This window comes from Bacillus mesophilum (assembly GCF_008923265.1).
GTDB classification, from domain to species: domain Bacteria; phylum Bacillota; class Bacilli; order Bacillales; family Cytobacillaceae; genus Cytobacillus; species Cytobacillus mesophilum.
Genome location: NZ_WBOT01000005.1, coordinates 215,496 through 232,108, shown reverse-complemented (window position 1 = coordinate 232,108; position 16,613 = coordinate 215,496). Strand labels below are relative to the sequence as shown.

At 36.2% G+C, this 16,613-nt stretch carries 22 protein-coding genes; 15 read left to right on the top strand and 7 right to left on the bottom strand.

Features of this window, described 5'->3' with window-relative positions; all coding sequences use genetic code 11:
• The first annotated feature begins 130 nt into the window (after positions 1–130).
• Genes F7732_RS16500 through F7732_RS16490 form a run of 3 tightly spaced genes read left to right on the top strand, consistent with a single transcriptional unit; the run spans position 131 to position 1,533 of the window.
• Entirely contained in the window at positions 131–598 is a 468-nt protein-coding gene (locus tag F7732_RS16500) for a MarR family winged helix-turn-helix transcriptional regulator (protein ID WP_161598906.1), read from the top strand.
• A complete protein-coding gene (locus tag F7732_RS16495; protein WP_151575138.1) occupies positions 591–1,226 on the top strand; it encodes a nitroreductase family protein in 636 nt (211 codons plus the stop codon). The genes F7732_RS16500 and F7732_RS16495 overlap by 8 nt, the downstream gene beginning before the upstream one ends.
• Positions 1,227–1,239: 13 nt before the next feature.
• Positions 1,240–1,533 carry a putative quinol monooxygenase gene (locus F7732_RS16490; RefSeq protein WP_151575096.1) on the top strand — a complete coding sequence of 98 codons (294 nt, stop codon included), beginning with the start codon at positions 1,240–1,242 and terminating at the stop codon, positions 1,531–1,533.
• Positions 1,534–1,584: 51 nt separating this feature from the next.
• On the opposite strand, the gene F7732_RS16485 is transcribed toward F7732_RS16490, so the two are convergent.
• Positions 1,585–2,046, bottom strand: a complete 462-nt coding sequence (locus tag F7732_RS16485; protein WP_161598905.1) for a DUF2628 domain-containing protein — start codon at positions 2,044–2,046, stop codon at positions 1,585–1,587.
• Between the two features lie 308 nt (positions 2,047–2,354).
• Positions 2,355–3,305 (bottom strand): arsenic resistance protein, encoded by a 951-nt coding sequence (locus F7732_RS16480; protein ID WP_151575094.1) that lies wholly within the window; start codon positions 3,303–3,305, stop codon positions 2,355–2,357.
• 474 nt (positions 3,306–3,779) lie between these two features.
• Here F7732_RS16480 and F7732_RS22695 point away from each other — a divergent pair, with 474 nt between their 5' ends.
• The 7 genes from F7732_RS22695 to F7732_RS16450 all read left to right on the top strand — a co-directional run bounded on the left by F7732_RS22695 (position 3,780) and on the right by F7732_RS16450 (position 7,819).
• Entirely contained in the window at positions 3,780–3,941 is a 162-nt protein-coding gene (locus F7732_RS22695; RefSeq protein WP_161598904.1) for a hypothetical protein, read from the top strand.
• Between the two features lie 346 nt (positions 3,942–4,287).
• A complete protein-coding gene (locus F7732_RS16475; RefSeq protein ID WP_151575093.1) occupies positions 4,288–4,683 on the top strand; it encodes a DUF4275 family protein in 396 nt (131 codons plus the stop codon).
• Positions 4,684–4,982: 299 nt separating this feature from the next.
• Positions 4,983–5,489 carry a CBO0543 family protein gene (locus F7732_RS16470; RefSeq protein WP_151575092.1) on the top strand — a complete coding sequence of 169 codons (507 nt, stop codon included), beginning with the start codon at positions 4,983–4,985 and terminating at the stop codon, positions 5,487–5,489.
• A gap of 135 nt (positions 5,490–5,624) precedes the next feature.
• Complete coding sequence (locus tag F7732_RS16465; RefSeq protein WP_151575091.1) at positions 5,625–6,092, top strand: hypothetical protein; 468 nt, start codon at positions 5,625–5,627, stop codon at positions 6,090–6,092.
• Positions 6,093–6,305: 213 nt separating this feature from the next.
• Positions 6,306–6,488, top strand: coding sequence for a hypothetical protein (locus tag F7732_RS16460; protein WP_151575090.1), 183 nt, complete (start codon positions 6,306–6,308; stop codon positions 6,486–6,488).
• A gap of 243 nt (positions 6,489–6,731) precedes the next feature.
• Complete coding sequence (locus F7732_RS16455; RefSeq protein ID WP_151575089.1) at positions 6,732–7,238, top strand: DUF1648 domain-containing protein; 507 nt, start codon at positions 6,732–6,734, stop codon at positions 7,236–7,238.
• 107 nt (positions 7,239–7,345) lie between these two features.
• A complete protein-coding gene (locus tag F7732_RS16450) occupies positions 7,346–7,819 on the top strand; it encodes an SRPBCC family protein (RefSeq protein WP_161598903.1) in 474 nt (157 codons plus the stop codon).
• A 64-nt stretch (positions 7,820–7,883) separates the two neighbouring features.
• On the opposite strand, the gene F7732_RS16445 is transcribed toward F7732_RS16450, so the two are convergent.
• Together F7732_RS16445 and F7732_RS16440 are read right to left on the bottom strand one after the other, a co-directional pair.
• Positions 7,884–8,963 carry an aldo/keto reductase gene (locus F7732_RS16445; RefSeq protein ID WP_151575087.1) on the bottom strand — a complete coding sequence of 360 codons (1,080 nt, stop codon included), beginning with the start codon at positions 8,961–8,963 and terminating at the stop codon, positions 7,884–7,886.
• A gap of 195 nt (positions 8,964–9,158) precedes the next feature.
• A complete protein-coding gene (locus F7732_RS16440; RefSeq protein ID WP_066448846.1) occupies positions 9,159–9,905 on the bottom strand; it encodes an SDR family oxidoreductase in 747 nt (248 codons plus the stop codon).
• 187 nt (positions 9,906–10,092) lie between these two features.
• Between F7732_RS16440 and F7732_RS16435 the strand changes: the two genes are divergently transcribed.
• Positions 10,093–10,638: a TetR/AcrR family transcriptional regulator gene (locus F7732_RS16435; RefSeq protein WP_151575086.1), complete on the top strand. Its 546-nt coding sequence runs from the start codon at positions 10,093–10,095 to the stop codon at positions 10,636–10,638.
• Between the two features lie 176 nt (positions 10,639–10,814).
• Here F7732_RS16435 and F7732_RS16430 read toward each other — a convergent pair whose 3' ends face one another.
• Complete coding sequence (locus F7732_RS16430) at positions 10,815–11,297, bottom strand: hypothetical protein (RefSeq protein ID WP_151575085.1); 483 nt, start codon at positions 11,295–11,297, stop codon at positions 10,815–10,817.
• Between the two features lie 276 nt (positions 11,298–11,573).
• Here F7732_RS16430 and F7732_RS16425 point away from each other — a divergent pair, with 276 nt between their 5' ends.
• The 3 genes from F7732_RS16425 to F7732_RS16415 all read left to right on the top strand — a co-directional run bounded on the left by F7732_RS16425 (position 11,574) and on the right by F7732_RS16415 (position 12,972).
• On the top strand, positions 11,574–11,951 hold the full coding sequence (locus tag F7732_RS16425) for an SET domain-containing protein (protein WP_151575084.1): 378 nt from the start codon (positions 11,574–11,576) through the stop codon (positions 11,949–11,951).
• A 337-nt stretch (positions 11,952–12,288) separates the two neighbouring features.
• Entirely contained in the window at positions 12,289–12,552 is a 264-nt protein-coding gene (locus tag F7732_RS16420) for a CPCC family cysteine-rich protein (RefSeq protein WP_151575083.1), read from the top strand.
• A gap of 207 nt (positions 12,553–12,759) precedes the next feature.
• On the top strand, positions 12,760–12,972 hold the full coding sequence (locus F7732_RS16415) for a hypothetical protein (protein WP_066448830.1): 213 nt from the start codon (positions 12,760–12,762) through the stop codon (positions 12,970–12,972).
• A 206-nt stretch (positions 12,973–13,178) separates the two neighbouring features.
• On the opposite strand, the gene F7732_RS16410 is transcribed toward F7732_RS16415, so the two are convergent.
• Entirely contained in the window at positions 13,179–13,988 is an 810-nt protein-coding gene (locus F7732_RS16410; protein WP_151575082.1) for an AAA family ATPase, read from the bottom strand.
• 187 nt (positions 13,989–14,175) lie between these two features.
• Between F7732_RS16410 and F7732_RS16405 the strand changes: the two genes are divergently transcribed.
• Positions 14,176–14,613, top strand: a complete 438-nt coding sequence (locus tag F7732_RS16405) for a YfmQ family protein (RefSeq protein ID WP_151575081.1) — start codon at positions 14,176–14,178, stop codon at positions 14,611–14,613.
• 337 nt (positions 14,614–14,950) lie between these two features.
• Here F7732_RS16405 and F7732_RS16400 read toward each other — a convergent pair whose 3' ends face one another.
• Positions 14,951–16,090, bottom strand: coding sequence for a zinc-dependent alcohol dehydrogenase (locus F7732_RS16400; RefSeq protein ID WP_151575080.1), 1,140 nt, complete (start codon positions 16,088–16,090; stop codon positions 14,951–14,953).
• Between the last annotated feature and the right edge of the window lie 523 nt (positions 16,091–16,613).

Below are 16,613 nucleotides of genomic sequence, written 5' to 3'. Positions count from 1 at the left end.
ACGGCTTATTATATTTGGTTTCTACGGTGCTCTTTGTTTGACAGTTAAATCAAAGCACTGTATTATTGACGTATCAATAATTGATGTATCAAACATTGACGTATCAATTATATAGAAAGGAGTTCTGCCTTTGAATGCTTGTTCTGTCCGATTGCAGATTTTCCTGCAGCTGCAGGCTGTCAATAAGGAGCTCTGTTCAAAGTTCGAGTCTTGCTTAGGAGCCAGTCCATCTCGCATAGAGATTCTTCATTATTTGCTGCAGCATGAGGAAGTGACTCAATCCGCGCTGCAAGGCGAAGTTAATATCGATGCTGCCGCTGTTACCCGCCACTTGAAGCAGCTTGAGGCTGCAGGTACGATTGTACGCTACAAAAAAGCAAATGATCAGCGAGCTACATGGGTAAAGCTGGAGGAAGAAGCGAAGAGACACATACAGCAATCTTTTCACGAAAAGAGTCATTTTGTAGACGAAACTCTTGCCGGTTTTTCAGATGCAGAGCTAGAACAATTTCTGCAGATGCTGAGTAAAGTGAGTGAAAATGTGTCCCGTGTTACAAAGAAACAACTTGGAGGAGAAAATCATGAGCCAAATGTCTAAATATAATAAAGAAGCTTTTCTGGAGATCATGCAGGATCGCCGTTCTATCCGAACATATGATGAAAATGTAAAAATCAGCAAAGAAGAGATGTCTGAAATTCTCGCAGCAGCTACGAAGGCGCCATCTTCAGTTAACCTGCAGCCTTGGCGTTTTGTTGTGATTGAAAGTCCTGAAGCAAAAGCAAAGCTTGCTCCACTTGCCAAATTTAATCAGCAGCAAGTGAAAACTTCTTCTGCTGTGATAGCTGTTTTTGCTGATTTGAATAATCTTGACTATCTGGAGGAAATTTACGGAAAGGCAGTCGAGCTTGGGTTAATGCCTCAAGATGTAAAGGATAAGCAAGTACCTTCCATCCGCGGGCTGCTTTCTGGGATTTCTCCGCAGGCGAATAAGGAAACCATCTTAATAGATAGTGGTTTAGTATCCATGGGAATCATGCTGACTGCAAAGGCATTTGGATATGACACATGTCCGATTGGCGGATATGAGAAGGATCAAATTGCAGAAGCATTTGATTTAGATAAAGACCGGTATGTTCCAGTCATGCTGCTTTCTATCGGAAAAGCAGCAGATGCAGGCTACCAATCCTACCGCATGCCGGTTGAACAAGTTACAGAATGGAAATAAGGAGGAAAAAACAATGATTATTATTCATGCTAGAATGACAGTGAAAGAAGAGAAAAGGGAAGAATTCCTTCAAGAAGTAGAAGCAGTTTTGGAAGGAAGCCGTGCCGAAGAGGGCAATGAATACTACGACCTATTTCAGGATCCAAAAGATGCTAACAGCTTTATCATGGTGGAAAACTGGAAAGACATGGAGGCTGTTCAAAGCCATAATACCAGCAGCCATTTCCAAAAATTCAGCACAGCTGCTAAAGAATTACTGGCTGCTCCACTTGCAGTAAATGTTTATCAAGGCGAGAAATTAAATTAATTGTTGGTGCCTGTCCCTAAGTGCGTTAATGCGATGAGGGTCAGGCTCCGTTTATATAACGATACTATATAGAACTAAACTTGCAAGAAAATAAAGGATATAAATACCAATTGAAGTGAAAATTCCACCTGAGCTTGCTCCGCCTTTTTTACTAATTTCATTCAATTCATCATCTTCGCTATAATTTAACCTAGAAATATGAGTTATTGTCTTTTCGGCTTTATTTTTATACATTTTATTACCAAGAAATCCATAGATAAAACTTACAATCAGACCTATAATAGCGCCAATTAAATCAATGGTATCTTCATCAGCAGTTAAGTAAAATATAGAATCAGTTACTAGATATAGTGCAACTATGGCAAAAATCTGACCGAACATTTTTCTGTATCCCAGCCAAGGAACTGTAAAGAAAAAGGCTACCCAATTCCATGAATATTCCTTCTGCCATTTATCTTTATAATAATCTTCATATCGATCATGCCCAACAAACGCTTTCAGTTTTTCATTCATAAGAAATTCTCCCTTTTTGCTCATAATAATTTTATGTATTTTATATAGAGTAAAGAAATATAAGTCATTTAATTCGTTCATTATATTTTATCATACAATACAAAACATTCAGATACACTACAAAAGCAGCAATGGAAATTGGTAAAGGTTTGAATATTGAGCTTGTAGGCGCCTGTGAATTGGTTGAAGTAAGGTAATCAGGTTTAGGAAATACAGAACAGGAAATAAAGCACATGATTCCTGGGTATACGTAAAGAAAGGGCCGTCCTAGTGTAGGAAGGCCGCTTTTTTATGTGCAACTTCTGCTCTTACAATCGTGCTCTCATTCTTAACAACATCTGTGCCACAACGGCCAAAACAGGCAATTCAATTAATGGACCGATAATAAGTGCAAGAGCAATTAAAGGCTGGTCTGGAAAAGCCGTCAAGACAATCGCGAGTGCAACAGGTGAATTGCGGGCAATGATCGTCATGCTTAAGCTCACCGTATCTTCATAACTATATCGAAAGACTTTTCCAGCTGTCTGCGCTGCAATAAAATTAATGATATAAAAGAGAGCAAGCGGGATGAGCATAATCCAGATGACTTCTATATTTTTTAAGAGGTAAGATCCTTGTGATGCAAACATGGCTACAATTGCTAGACATAAAAATAAAATTTGGGTGGAGGCAAAGAATGGGATGATTTTTTTCTCTAATCTTTCTTTTTGCTTCCGAAAGAAATAGCGGGTAAGGCTTGCCAGGAAAAAAGGAATCAGTAAGACCAATACGACACTTTCCAGCATGGCCGCCATTTCAACAGTTTCCGTTGTTCCAGCGAAGATGAATAAATAGATTGGCAGCAATACAACCTGTAAAATTAAATTAACAGGAAGGACAGAGGTTGAAAGTGAGATGTTGCCTCTGGCAATGGAAGTGAAAATCAAATACCAATCTGTACAAGGAGTCACTAATAATAGGATAAAACCGAGCCAAAGAGCTGGGTGCTCCCATAAGAAAATTGCTCCTAATCCCCATGCTAAAAAGGGAGTCCAGACAAAATTTAAAATAACATCTGTACTCAGAAACTTTATATTCCTAAAAGCCTTCTTTAGCCCTTTTAATGGAATCGTTAAAAAGAGCCCAAATAACATAAACAGCAGAAAGGGCAGAATGAACGATTCTGCGTGATTTTCAAAGACAGATAACTGCCCTAATAAAAGGCCAGATCCTACAGCAATTAAAATGATAAATGTTTGAAACTTTTCGATGAAATTCATTTTATAATTCCCCTTTAAAGAATGAGGGTAGATGTGCACAACGTACCGCTCTGTATTAATTTACAACAATTAAATTTTAAATGCATTATGAATATTGAGTTTGAATGTTTAAGAATCTGCTTTCAGCTAAAAAGCATTCAATAACAGATATTGCACTGGAAGTGGGGTAAAATGAAAGCACTAAATTTCCGGTGAAATTTATGGAATATACTGGGGTTTCTCTATCAAAATATAAACAGCTGCAATGAAACAGTTTAGTTATTAATAAATAGGAAAAGGGATGATCTTGCTTATTACTTTATAGGCAAAATCATCCTTTTTTGGTTTTAAACTAAAAATGTGAGGTATTGATGATTATAAAGAACTATAATTGCTCAGTTTAAAATCTTTATTTTACAAGTTATATCCATATAAATGCTGTCAGTTGAACCTGCTATAAACACCAAATCATAATTGAAAACAGGAGGTAAAAGAATGGAGAAGACAAGGAGAAAGTCACCTAAGAAGTTTTTCGCAATTGCAGGTATACTCGGTGCCATAATCCTTACTTTATACGCAGTTGAACAAGTCTTTCATGTAGATGCAGGACTTACAGCTTTTCTTGATCTGCTGGATTCCCTTTCATGGAGAACATAGCGGAGTTTCTATTTGCCTCATTCCAAATAAAGGAGGACCATTCGTGAAGGAGGAAAAGTATAAAACCCCAAAGCACTTATCACTGTCTTTTTAATATTGGGTGCTGTTCTCCTTACTGCATATGTGATTGAACAATTGTTTCATGTAGATGCTGGACTTACTTTTTTTCTGGATTTCTTAGATAAAGAAAAAACAATTTTTGATTTTCCTTCCATTTTTTCTTTTGTTGTCTGGGGTATTATCATATAGTTAATTTGAATGTATATTTACTTGCTTAGATGGCTTTTATATTCGTCTGCAAATTAGTTCAAATGAGAGAGGAAATAAATATAGAATGACAGTTAGGATGAAGAAAAGTGAAATTCCGAAGTGGGGCAATTATTTACGGAGAATATGGCGTGAACGCTTCGCAAATTCTCTTTCTAAAGAGGAACAAGACGAAATTTGGGTTGATGATTTTCTTTGGCATATATGCAGCTGGGAGAAAGTTAGTTGCCTGAAGAAAGAGAAGGCAATAACTGCATTTTTACAACAGAAGAAGCCTAAATGCACGATCTTTTATCAATTTAACGACGATGCTTTTCTACTTGAACATGCAGACACCCTTTCAATCAATGATCTGCCATACATCCAAGATAACATGGACTATAACGACCTTTATGTGATGGATTGGAAAGGAAAATGGACCTTTGTGATGACACATGAACCAGAGTGCGGTCCATATTTTATTCAGATTAATTAAATTACATATGCAAAAAAACTCGCTCTCTTGTGAAAAGGATAGCGAGTTTTTTTTATGCTGATGCTTATGTAAAGGTTTTTAATTTAACATGCTATGTACAGTAACTTACCTGGTATTGGAATTAATTCGAAATAGCGTTTTTAAGAAGTATAACTTACTTGAAGTAGTTGGAGAATAACCTTAAGGGCGTGGGTTACGAATGTGGTTCTTATGGCTAAGTAGTATTGTATTTAACTTATTATTTTTGCTGATGCCCAAAAAGTTGACCTTCATTGAAATTTTCTCTAGGGAATGATGTAATGTATATTTTGAGTAATATTTTATATATTGCGGCGGCTTTTAAATGGGGAGATTGGAAAAATTGGAAACAATATTATCCAACCATCCTTTTTTTTATCATTGGAGATTTTTTATATAACTTTCTCCTCTATGAAAAATCAATGTGGCTATTTCATGACATCATCCTGCCTAATCATACCCTTATTACAATTTTCACAATGGTTTTGTCTTATACAGCAACAGTATTAATATACATAGGAAGGCGGCCGGCAGGGATTATAAAACGTTTATTATGGTTCTTATTATGGGTTGGAGTTTACTTACTTGTAGAATATATTAACAGCGTTTTGGGGTTTATTACATATCATAATGGCTGGAACTTCTGGTGGTCTGCCGTGTTTACTCTCATGATCTTTTTTATCCTGCCTATACACCACAAGCGCCCTTTGCTGGCTTGGCTTATTTCAATAGTATTTATTGTAACGTTGTTAAGTATCTTCGATGTGAAGCTTAGTGAATTAAAATAGAAACAGAAGTAATAACAAAAATGAGACAGATCCCATTTAGGCAGCTTTTTTATGCTTAAGAGAAAGCATAATTAAAAAACAACGAATATTCAAACTGGGTTGCGGGTTATTCTAAGAAAAAAAGGATTGCTTAATATGATTGGACTAATAGCTGCAGTTATTACATTTAACCTCATAGCTTTTAAACTAAATAAAAGGCTTACACGTAATCAAATTGTTCACATATGGACATTTACCATTGCGTTTCAACAGGCCTTTGACATTATGATCGAATTTAAATATCATGGCTATTGGTATTTTGATAAGGATATTGAATGGATTGGCCTTATTCCTCATACAATGCTTATTCCTCCAGTTAATATGATGTTTCTTAATTGGTATCCTTTTCGGAAAAAAAGAAGTAAACAAATCTTATATATAGTTATGTGGAGTATAGGGATATTGATTTATGAGTCAATTACATTACTTCCTGAACCATGGGGATATTTCAATTACGGCTGGTGGACAATATGGCATGCTGCTGTAATTGATCCCATTCTTTTCTTAATATTGCTGCAATACTACAAGTGGATAACGAAACTGGAAGGTCGGCTGCAGCCTTAACCATTTATTAAAAAATGAAATGGAAACCTATGCAGAATTCTCTTTATTAAGTTACAAAATCAACACCCATATTAACTGATTAACATCTTCATCCCATTTTATTGAAAATAAAGGAGATGTAATATAAAAAATAGTCTCTCTTTTATGAATCTTTGTTGCTTATAAATCGTATTAGAAAGTAGAGATAATAAACAATAGAAGAGGGATGCAGAGATGGAGAACAGAGAATGTCTAAAATGCGGCAGCACTGAATTTGCAGAGGGTACAGATTATATGCCTATCAAAATCAGCAAAATGTCTATGAGCGGCGGTAATAAAATCTATACATTTTGTTTAGAATGCGGCGAGGTTGATTCGATTCGTATTGAAAATACAGAGATTTTTAGAAAGAAATAGAAAATGTACATATTGAGCTCCTCCAAACGGAAGGGCTCTTTTTTTAGAGGGAAAGCCTAATAATAACTGACCAACGGAATATTAAGTTAATTTGTAAAAGAAGATAATTATTCATTCCATCTAATTTTTTATATAAATGAATGCTGTAAAGCAAAAAATGAAACCCTTTCAAAGTTCAAACGTAATTAATTATATGCCATTATAAACTGATATAATTAAGTTTTTGATTGGGGGGGTATCAGAATGTTAAATTCGGGGAAAAGGCCAAAAATCAAATTACCAAAAACAAAGAGTGAATGGGTTTGGGATATTATTGGATATACTGTCTTCTTAGGTTCAATTATCTTTTTAATTTATCATTGGAGTGAGCTTCCAGACAGGGTCCCGGCGCATTATAACGCGGTTGGGGAAGTGGATCGCTGGGGTTCAAAAATGGAACTGTTGATTTTACCGGCAATTGGTGTGTTTATGGGTGTTATGATGCAAGTGCTGGAAAAGTTTCCAGAGGTTCATAATTATCCTGAAAGATTGAACGAGAACAATGCAAAAGCATTCTATCTGGTAAGCCGGAAACTTTTAAATCAAATTAAAAATATCTGTTTTATGATTTTTGCTTTTATTTTATTTGAATCCGCATCTATTGCACTAGAGAAAAGCGATGGATTTGGAGTTTGGTTTTTGCCGATCGTACTAGTGAGTACAATGATTCCGATTGTGATCGGGTTTATAAAACAGAGTAAAATTGAATAGAACTGCATCTTATTTCCACTTCCTAAAAACAGTAGATTATGTTATTTATAGGATAATGTTATTTATAGGATAATGTTATTTATACTATTATGATTAGGAGTAAGAACGTGAGAGAAATTGAGTGTTATACATTCGAAAATGAAATTGAAGCGGACATACAGTTAGTTTTTGAATGTTTAAATGATGATGAGCATGTTTTAAAGTGGAATTCACTTATCATTGAAAATATTTCAGAAGTTCCAAAAGATGAGATCAAAGTAGGCTCTACTTATATTTCAAGACAAAAATTTGAAAAAAAGGTATTTGAAGCAAAAGCCACCTATACAAAATACACCCCCCCATATAAGGTAGCTGTTGAAACGGATACGAAAGAAGGAATCAGCAGGACTGAATATACATTGAAGGAGTTTGATGAAGGAACCATTCTTCAGGTGAGAGTTACCCTTCTTCCTTCAAATTGGTACTATAAAATATTAACAAACCTAATGAAATGGTCTTTTAAGTTTATTTATGATGACCAATTTAAGAGCTTCATTGATTATGTTTACGACGTTCAATATGAAAGAGACGTAAGAGGTTAACCCCTATTAAAGGCAAAAAGACGAGCGATCTATTCAATGATCGTTCGTCTTTTTGCCTTTATTCTTATAGATGCCGTTTTTTGCTTTCCATTAATTTATCGTAATCCTCGAAGTACACTTTCTCTGCATTGGAAGCACGATCAGCTGTGTTCATCACGCGATGCCAGAGCGGGTATAGCGGTTCAGGTGCTGTTAAGTCATTAATTTGTCTGAAATCAACATCTGTTAGCTTAACATTATACGATGCAATGTTTTCATGCAGCTGTTCTTTGTTTCTGGCAGCAATTACAACAGAATCGACATTTGGGCGATCGCGGAGCCATGCCAAAACAACTTGCGGAACGGTTGCATTGTGTTTGGAAGCTACATCCTGCAGGGCATCGACCAGATCGTAAAATAAATCGAGATCTTTAATATATGGTTCCTGCCAGCCTTCACCTTGCCGTGTTCCTGGTTCGGCTCTCTTAGTTCTCGTAATTTTTCCGGTGAGAAGCCCTGAGCCAAGCGGAGACCAAATGCTGTTTGCCATGCCGAGTTCTTTGCCTGCCGGCAGAAGTTCATACTCTGCTTCTCGTGCCTCCGGCGTATAATAGATTTGCTGGGAAATTGGCGGGATCAGCTTGTTTTCCACTGCCATTGTATGTGTTTTCGCAAGAGCCCAGCCGCTGTAATTGGACACTCCCCAATAGCGGATTTTTCCTTTTTTAATCAGATCATTCATCACTTGGATTGTTTCGGAAACGGGTACTTGTCCATCCCAGAAATGAACATAGTATAAATCAATGAAGTCTGTACCGAGCCTTTTTAAGGATGCATCAATGGACGCTTCAATCTGGCTTCTGGTTGCACCAATATCATTTGGCTGATCGTTTATCTGAAAACCTGTTTTACTGCTGATGACTAACTTATGGCGCTTATCCTTAATGGCTTTTCCTAAGACAATCTCTGAATCGCCTTTTGCATAAAGGTTTGCGGTGTCAAAATGATTTATGCCTTGATCTAGCGCGTAATCTACCATATAATTGGCTGTTTCCTGATCCATATCAGCCGCTTTTTCAAATCCGTTTGTCCCGCTGAAGGGGATCGTTCCTAAAGCATATTTTGAAACTCTTAAACCTGAATGACCGAATAGATTATAATCCATCACCATTCCTCCTCATTTATAATGGATTGCGGTGTCATTGGGACTATACCCTGGAAAAAGAGCGTATAAAACGGCAAATTCTGTTTCGGTGTTTGGATTTCTGAAAATTATCCGAATTGTGAGCAAAAGAAAAGACTATCAAAGCTTCACTCTGATAGTCCTAATTTAAGCATGTATCTAAATGTTATGATGATATTACCAAGGTTGGCTTGTTGGTCCAATGGTAAATTCATTAATGTTTGTATCTTCTGGCTGATCTATTGCAAATGCTACTACATTGGCAACTCGGTCGGCAGTAATTCCATATTGTTCATATAAAGCGGTCATTCCATCCGAAGTTGTTTTATCAGTAATCGTTTCTAACAGTTCTGTGTTGATTGCTGCAGGATAGATCGTAGCTGTTCTGATATTCGTGCCTTCCTGAGCAGATTCCATGCGCAAGACCTCCATTAGATTCCTAACCGCCCACTTTGTTGCTCCATATACTGCACCGCCTGGATAAGCTTTTAGGCCAGCGACGGATGACGTCGTAATGATGTGCCCAGACTTTTGTGATGTAAAGGCGGGCAATATGGCAGCAATCCCATTCAATACACCTTTTATATTAACATCAATCATTTTGTTCCACTCATCTGTCTTTAATTCAGAAAGCGGTGAATTAGGCATGATTCCAGCGTTTAAGAAGATAACATCGACTCCGCCAAATGTGTCTAGTGCTAATTGAATAAGCTGCTGATTATCTTCTGGATTCACAACATCTGTAACACGATAAACGGCTTGACCGCCTTTTGATTTAATTTCTTCTACTAGTTTTGCTAACTGATCTTCTCGTCTTGCCCCAAGTACAACTTTTGCACCTTTCTCAGCCAGCAGCTTAGCAGAGGCTTCTCCAATACCTGAACTTGCGCCTGTAATAATAACAACTTTGTTTTCAATTGCCATGTTTCTTTCACCCTTTCAAATAAAATATTTTAATTACAAATGATGTTTTTACGACACCTGTCAATAATTTATAATATAAGGATATAGATAACAATACTTATAAATCGTTAATTTTCTTTAATCTGTCGTATACACAACAGATGAGTTAAAATTGTCGTTTTTTAATTAATGGGGGGCATCTTTAAACATGGCAAAAGTAGATAGAAGAATTGCTAGAACACAAGAAGCAATCAAAAAGGCATTTCTTGAATTAATGGCAGAAAAAAAGTTCGATTACATTACGATTCAGGATATAGCTGATAAGGCGGACATTAACCGTGCAACAGTATATCTTCATTATCTGGATAAATATGATCTGCTGGATAAAATCATAGAAGGGCATATTAATCATATGTCTAATCTCTGTGAACTGGAAGCTGATCTCGATTGGATTGAATCAACAGTGCACTGCATGGAATATCTTGAAAGCAATTATTTATTCTTTTCGACCATGCTGGCAAGTGAAGGGGCACCCTATTTTCGAAGCCGCTTTGTTCAGCATAATATCAAAGAGTTCAAAAAAGAGTTGGATGTATTATCAGGGAAAAACATTGGCCAAAATGAAGAAATCGTTGCCGAATTTGCTGCCAATGCATATGTAGGAGTTGTTGAGTGGTGGCTGAAAAATCAAATGCCATATACACCGAAGGAAATGGCAGAAAAGTTAGGAGACCTGTTAGATCGGATTATATAGATACCTAAAGGTGGGACACTTCATTCAATAATTATGTATTCCCTTATTAAAAGAAAGAATATTATCCAAAAGTCATATAGATAGTTAAAGCTTTAATATAGGATTTAAACGGTATAGAAGTGTTCACTTTATGATTAAAAACAACACTAAGCAAGAAAAAAATGACCATAAAATGATCATCTCTGCCTAATGATTTTTAATTGAAGAGGCAATAAGAAAGCAAAAGTAATCAGATAAAAAATCAGTGTTGCATATTTAAACCAGTTATTAGTATCCATATAACCAGCGGACTCCATTCCTACTTCAATAACAAAGGAGATAGCAGTGAACAAAACCATTAAAATCCATTTGTTTCTGCTGTCTAAAAAGCATAAAAATATGCATGCCAAGGATGGCGGAATGAATGTATAAGATAAAATGTCTCCTAAACCGGGTTTATCAGGGGCACCTAAATCAATTAAGTCGAAAACTCTTAAAACGATTCCATCTGAAAGCCATGTAAAAAACGCAACGATACAAAAAATGATATATATTTCTACAATGTTCATTTTCTGTTTGGGAATGAAGCAAAGAGTTAAAAATAGAGCTATGCTTATAATAATCGGAAACCATAACCCTTTTGCCCCAAGATCGAGATTTTCCAAAGCTGTAGAAAACATGCTGATTTCTCCTTTAATTCGTCCTAGCAATAGTTTAGACAATCTGTAGAAAAAAATGCAAAGATGAATATGGTGTCAATTTTTACGCTACCTCAAGTTTAGTTTCCGTGATCGTGACAAAGAATAAGATTTTACTGAAAATACTCTTGATAAAAGTTTACACCTTGCAGAAAACTACTGAGTGTTTTGCTTTAAAAGGGAACTTTTTAGAGTTCCATCTTGAATTTAATGTTAAGATAGAAAGATCAAGTCTTAAAATGCGAGTAGGTGAACAACATGATTGAAATTAAAACATCTCCACTGAGTAATGGGGAATTCAATAGAGGGGTATTTGCTACACGTGACATTCAAAAAGGTGAGCTTTTACATGAAGCACCTGTTATTGCTTATCCGAACGACCAGCACCAGCATATCGAGAAAACATTACTCGCTGATTACGCTTTTGAGTATGGGAAAAACCATTCAGCTATCCTTTTAGGTTATGGAATGTTATTTAACCATTCTTATGAACCTAATACCTTTTATGAAATTAATTTTGAAGGTCATACATTTGATTTCTATGCTTACACAGATATTAAAAAAGGCGACGAAATTCTAATCAATTATAATGGCGATGTGGATGACAAAGATCCACTTTGGTTTAATCAGGATTAAAAGAATAGGTAAGTGAATAATCATTGCTCTTAAAACAATAATCGTGCTTAGGCTGATTTAAAGATAATAAGGGAAATGCAATCGGATGAGGTTCTCGAATGATTGAGTAAGTAGATAAAGAGAAGTCATAAATATGTAACAACTTGCTGCATATTTTCCAAAAATATCGTGGATAAACGAGGTCACTGTCAGACGAAAACAGAGTCAGCACTACTGCTGACTCTGTTTTGTTTTCATTTGTTAAATCTCAATAATGATAGGAAGAAGCATTCACTTCCTCTTTGTTTCAGTATATGCATAGTCAGGTAGTAAGACGTTTTAATCATGAGGTGAGAAAATGAGATTTACTTGTCCCTGTTGTGGGTATAAAACATTAAATGAAGAACCGCCAGGAACATTTACTATATGTGAAATTTGCTATTGGGAAGATGATAACATTCAATTTGAAGATCCAGACTATGAAGGAGGAGCGAACGTAGTATCCTTAAGACAAGGTCAACGAAATTATATAAAATTTGGAGCGAGTGACTGTAGCTACTTAAAGTCAGTTAGGATCCCAAATAGTTCAGATCTAAAAGACCCTGCTTGGAAAAAACAATAATGTATAAAAAGTGGTGCGTCTATTTCCCAATAGCATTTGTAAATCACTTTTTATATTGGAAGGAATGTAGATAGTTAAGCTGATTTTTGGCTTCTTATGATGTAACCATGATATCCTAAAAAATATCATAATGATAGATTAGTACATCCCCTTTAATGGCATTTTAAACGGGACAATCTTCAGTTGACATAAGGGAGGTTAAATGAAATGCAAAGGTTCTTATTTGAGTACGAAATAATCTCAAGCGGTATTTCCAGGGAGCATAGCATAGTAGCAAAGGATGAAGCTGATGCAAAAAATGTAGCAGTGGAGCGAATAGCGGATATGGAATTTACCGATGTTGAGGATATTAAATTAGGAAGATTAGTAAAAGCGATTGAACTAAAAGACACCTATTATGAGTGTGAAGGCTGTACTTGATCGATAGACATTGAATTTATTGTAGCAGTTAAGGCAAAAGCAGTGAATGATACACAAAAAGAGGAGGATGGCGTTATCAAAACGTATTCTCCTCTTTTTTTTGCGAACTACTTAATATATTCAAATTTAAAACAATGACTTATTGGTGGCATTTTACAATAGACCTTAAATGCAATCAAATTGCACATAAATCAACCTTCCATCATTTATTCAAATTCACTTTTCCGGTCTCTGAAAAAGTCATAGAAATACCTTACATTTTCAAGTTCCGTCCATCTATAGGTTCTTAAAAACGGAGCGTCAAGGTTATAAATTTTAGTATCTAGCGTTCCCAGCATAAAAGGCGAATGTGTCGCTATAATAAACTGGCAGTTAAAAAATCTAGCCAGTTTATTGATTTCTTCAGCTAACAGAATTTGATTGGTCGGCGAAAGAGATGTTTCAGGTTCATCGAGCAGATATAATCCATCAGGAGTAAGATACTCATCAAATATTTGCATGGATGTCTCTCCGTTAGAATACTTCTCATTGGCAAACTTCATAATCTCGATTTCTTTGTACATTTTTGAAGAGTCTTTCAGCTTTTCCAAGTTTTCCTTCGTATACCCCAATTTAGAGTGCTGGTACAGGTAGCCTTCCTTAAGAACTGCTTCCTGCTGAATCTTCTTAATCTCATATAAAATATCTTCACTTTTGATGTACTGGCTATTACGCGGAATTTGATCTGATTCTCCGTCACTCATCACTTCGCCAAGGCTGTACGAACATTCCATCAAATAATCTGTCGGGTATGTATTGTAACCATTATTCGTAAGATCTTCCGCTCCAGCAATATTTAGCTTGTTTGCCATTAAATTTAAGAGTGTAGACTTACCAGAACCGTTGCTGCCATACAATACTGTAATATTATGAAAGACAAACACTTCTCCAGTAATTTTTTTAAACACATTGTACGGATAGGCATTTGGATTCCTGGCTGTATGAGGGGAAAGTTTAAAGCTTTTTAAATAGATCATTTTGGTAAACCTTCCTTTGGGAAAATGAATAGCTATCATCATTTTACCACATTTGCCCAAATATAAAGTGGAGTGTAAATGTTTGCTTGTTCTTCAAGTTCAGGATTAATTAGTTTATAAGGTATAATAAGTATGAAAAAAATTCACATCTATCATTATATACATCAAGAAAAAGAGGCTGATATAAATGACATGGTATGTAATGGCTATCATACTTGCCGGTATCCTTAAATTCGCAACAAATCCTCCGAGTGCTTTTGTTGCATGGATCTTAAGCAAATTCGAGCTCCAGCCAAAGTTAAGTGCGAACGATGTTCATGTCACATATAACGGTAAGTTATTAGCAGAAAGAGAGAAATTGGAGTTTATAGATGGTTTTAATAAAGCTACGTTTTTAAACAAGTATTTTATGATTACGGGTAGCGAAGAGGCATTTTTAAATCCAAAGACTCATATTATTCCGTTTATTATTCAAACAAAGAGCGGAAAAAATGATATAAAATTTACTGTTTATTGTTACAAGGAACATATTGATGTAGTGAAGTTATACAAAAAGAAAGTGACTCCATACCGTGTTAGTTCTAGTACCTTACAAATATATTCTATACAGAATAGTGACTATTAACATACAATACTTGTATTTCGTCGCATAGTGCTGCAAAATGGGTCAATGAAAACTAGAATGAATTGAATGGGGAATAGGCATGAAGTGGCTAAATAGTATATGGTTCAGCAAGTTTTTTTGACATTGTGCTGGCTGTTTTTAATCTGGTTGATTATAGGGTTTGCATTTGTAGGTGGCTACATTTTTCTATTATTTACTGGTGAACTTCTAAACTTATAGTAATGTAAAGCACGTAAAAGCGCCATGCTGCAATAATCGCAGCATGGCGTTTATCTTTTATTTATCGTGTTTGATCCCGCACGCGCAGGTGCAGCAAACATAATTGCATTAAAATCAATTAAGGCTTCAGCACCACTTTAATACACTCATCTTCATGATCATTAAATGTTTTATATGCTTCACTGGCCATGTGTAATGGAAGATTGTGCGTAATGATTTCAGTCGGGTCAATCTTGCCTTCCTTTATCATGTCAAATAGCATTGGCATGTAGTGAATGACAGGAGCCTGTCCCATTTTAAGGGTAATATTTCTTTCAAACAGATTGCCGAGCGGGAAATGATTATACATGGAACCATATACACCCGTAACCTGTAGGGTGCCAAACTTTTTGATGGCCTTCATTCCGATTCGAATCGCACTTGTTGTACCGCCTGAAAGTTTTAATTTTTGCTCAACGACTTCCAGTGGATTCTTTTTCCCGTCCATTCCTACGCAATCAATAACAACATCTGCTCCGCCCTTTGTGACTTCCGCAATATATGCACCAGTATCCTCATGATCATCAAAGTTGATGACTTCGACTTGGTTCATTTTCTTGGCATGATTTAAGCGATACGCTACGTTATCCACAGCAATGACACGTTTGGCGCCTTTCATCCAGGCAAATTTTTGCGTCATTAAACCGATTGGACCGCAGCCTAAAACAACGACTGTATCTCCTTTTTTGACTCCGCCGCTTTCAACACTCCAATAAGCTGTCGGTAATACATCCGACATAAAGAGCAGGGACTCATCTTCAAGTTCAACCGATTCAGGAATCACAAACGGCACAAAGTTACCGAATGGCACACGGAGCAATTCGGCTTGTCCGCCTTGATAGCCTCCGTATCGTTCTGTAAATCCAAAGTAACCGCCAGTATCCACATGTGGATTTGTGTTGGAGTTGTCACACTGACTTTCCATATCATTGGCACAATAATGGCAGTGACCACAGGAGATATTAAAAGGAAGTACGACACGATCGCCTTTTTTCACTTTCTCCACACTCGGTCCTACTTCTTCAACAATTCCCATCGGCTCATGACCAATCACATAATCTTTGGATGCCGGAAGAGCTCCTTGATAAATATGAAGATCTGATCCACAAATAGCCGTAGACGTTACTCGAATAATGAGATCGTCACTTTTTTCAATCTTTGGATTCGCTACCTCTTTAACCTGAATATCTTTTGCACCTTGGAAAGTAACAGCTTTCATATTAAAAATTCCTCCTGATGTAAGTGATTTTTAATAAAATAGAAACTTATAACTTTTACTTCCCTTATTTGCGCAAGGTAATCAGGTTAATGTTTATTTCTTTTGTGTGTTTTAAATAATTGGGATTTGTTAGCAGTATGATTTTTTGATGGAGTTAGGGGGAGCGTATTGTCTTTCCAGCCATTTTCAATGTGATGAATAAGCGAAGAAATTTCTTTTATTTTGGAAATAGCTCAAAAAATAGCTGAAACAGAGGGAGCAATTCCGGCTATTTGATCAAAAAACGAGAAAAAAGCCGGTTTTACTGAAGTAACCGGAAAACCTCCTCTTATTTCCTCCAGAAACAGCCCCAAAATGCAAATAAGCGGAAAAGCTCCGATTATTAACCTTAACCAGATTCTAAATGAATGGAATCGAGGAACCTGTATCTGAAACCCAAAAATGGGTCGAGGAACCTGTCCCCAAAACCCAAAACCCAAAACCCCAATCATAGTTGAATCTATTAAAATAATTCAGCCTAAGC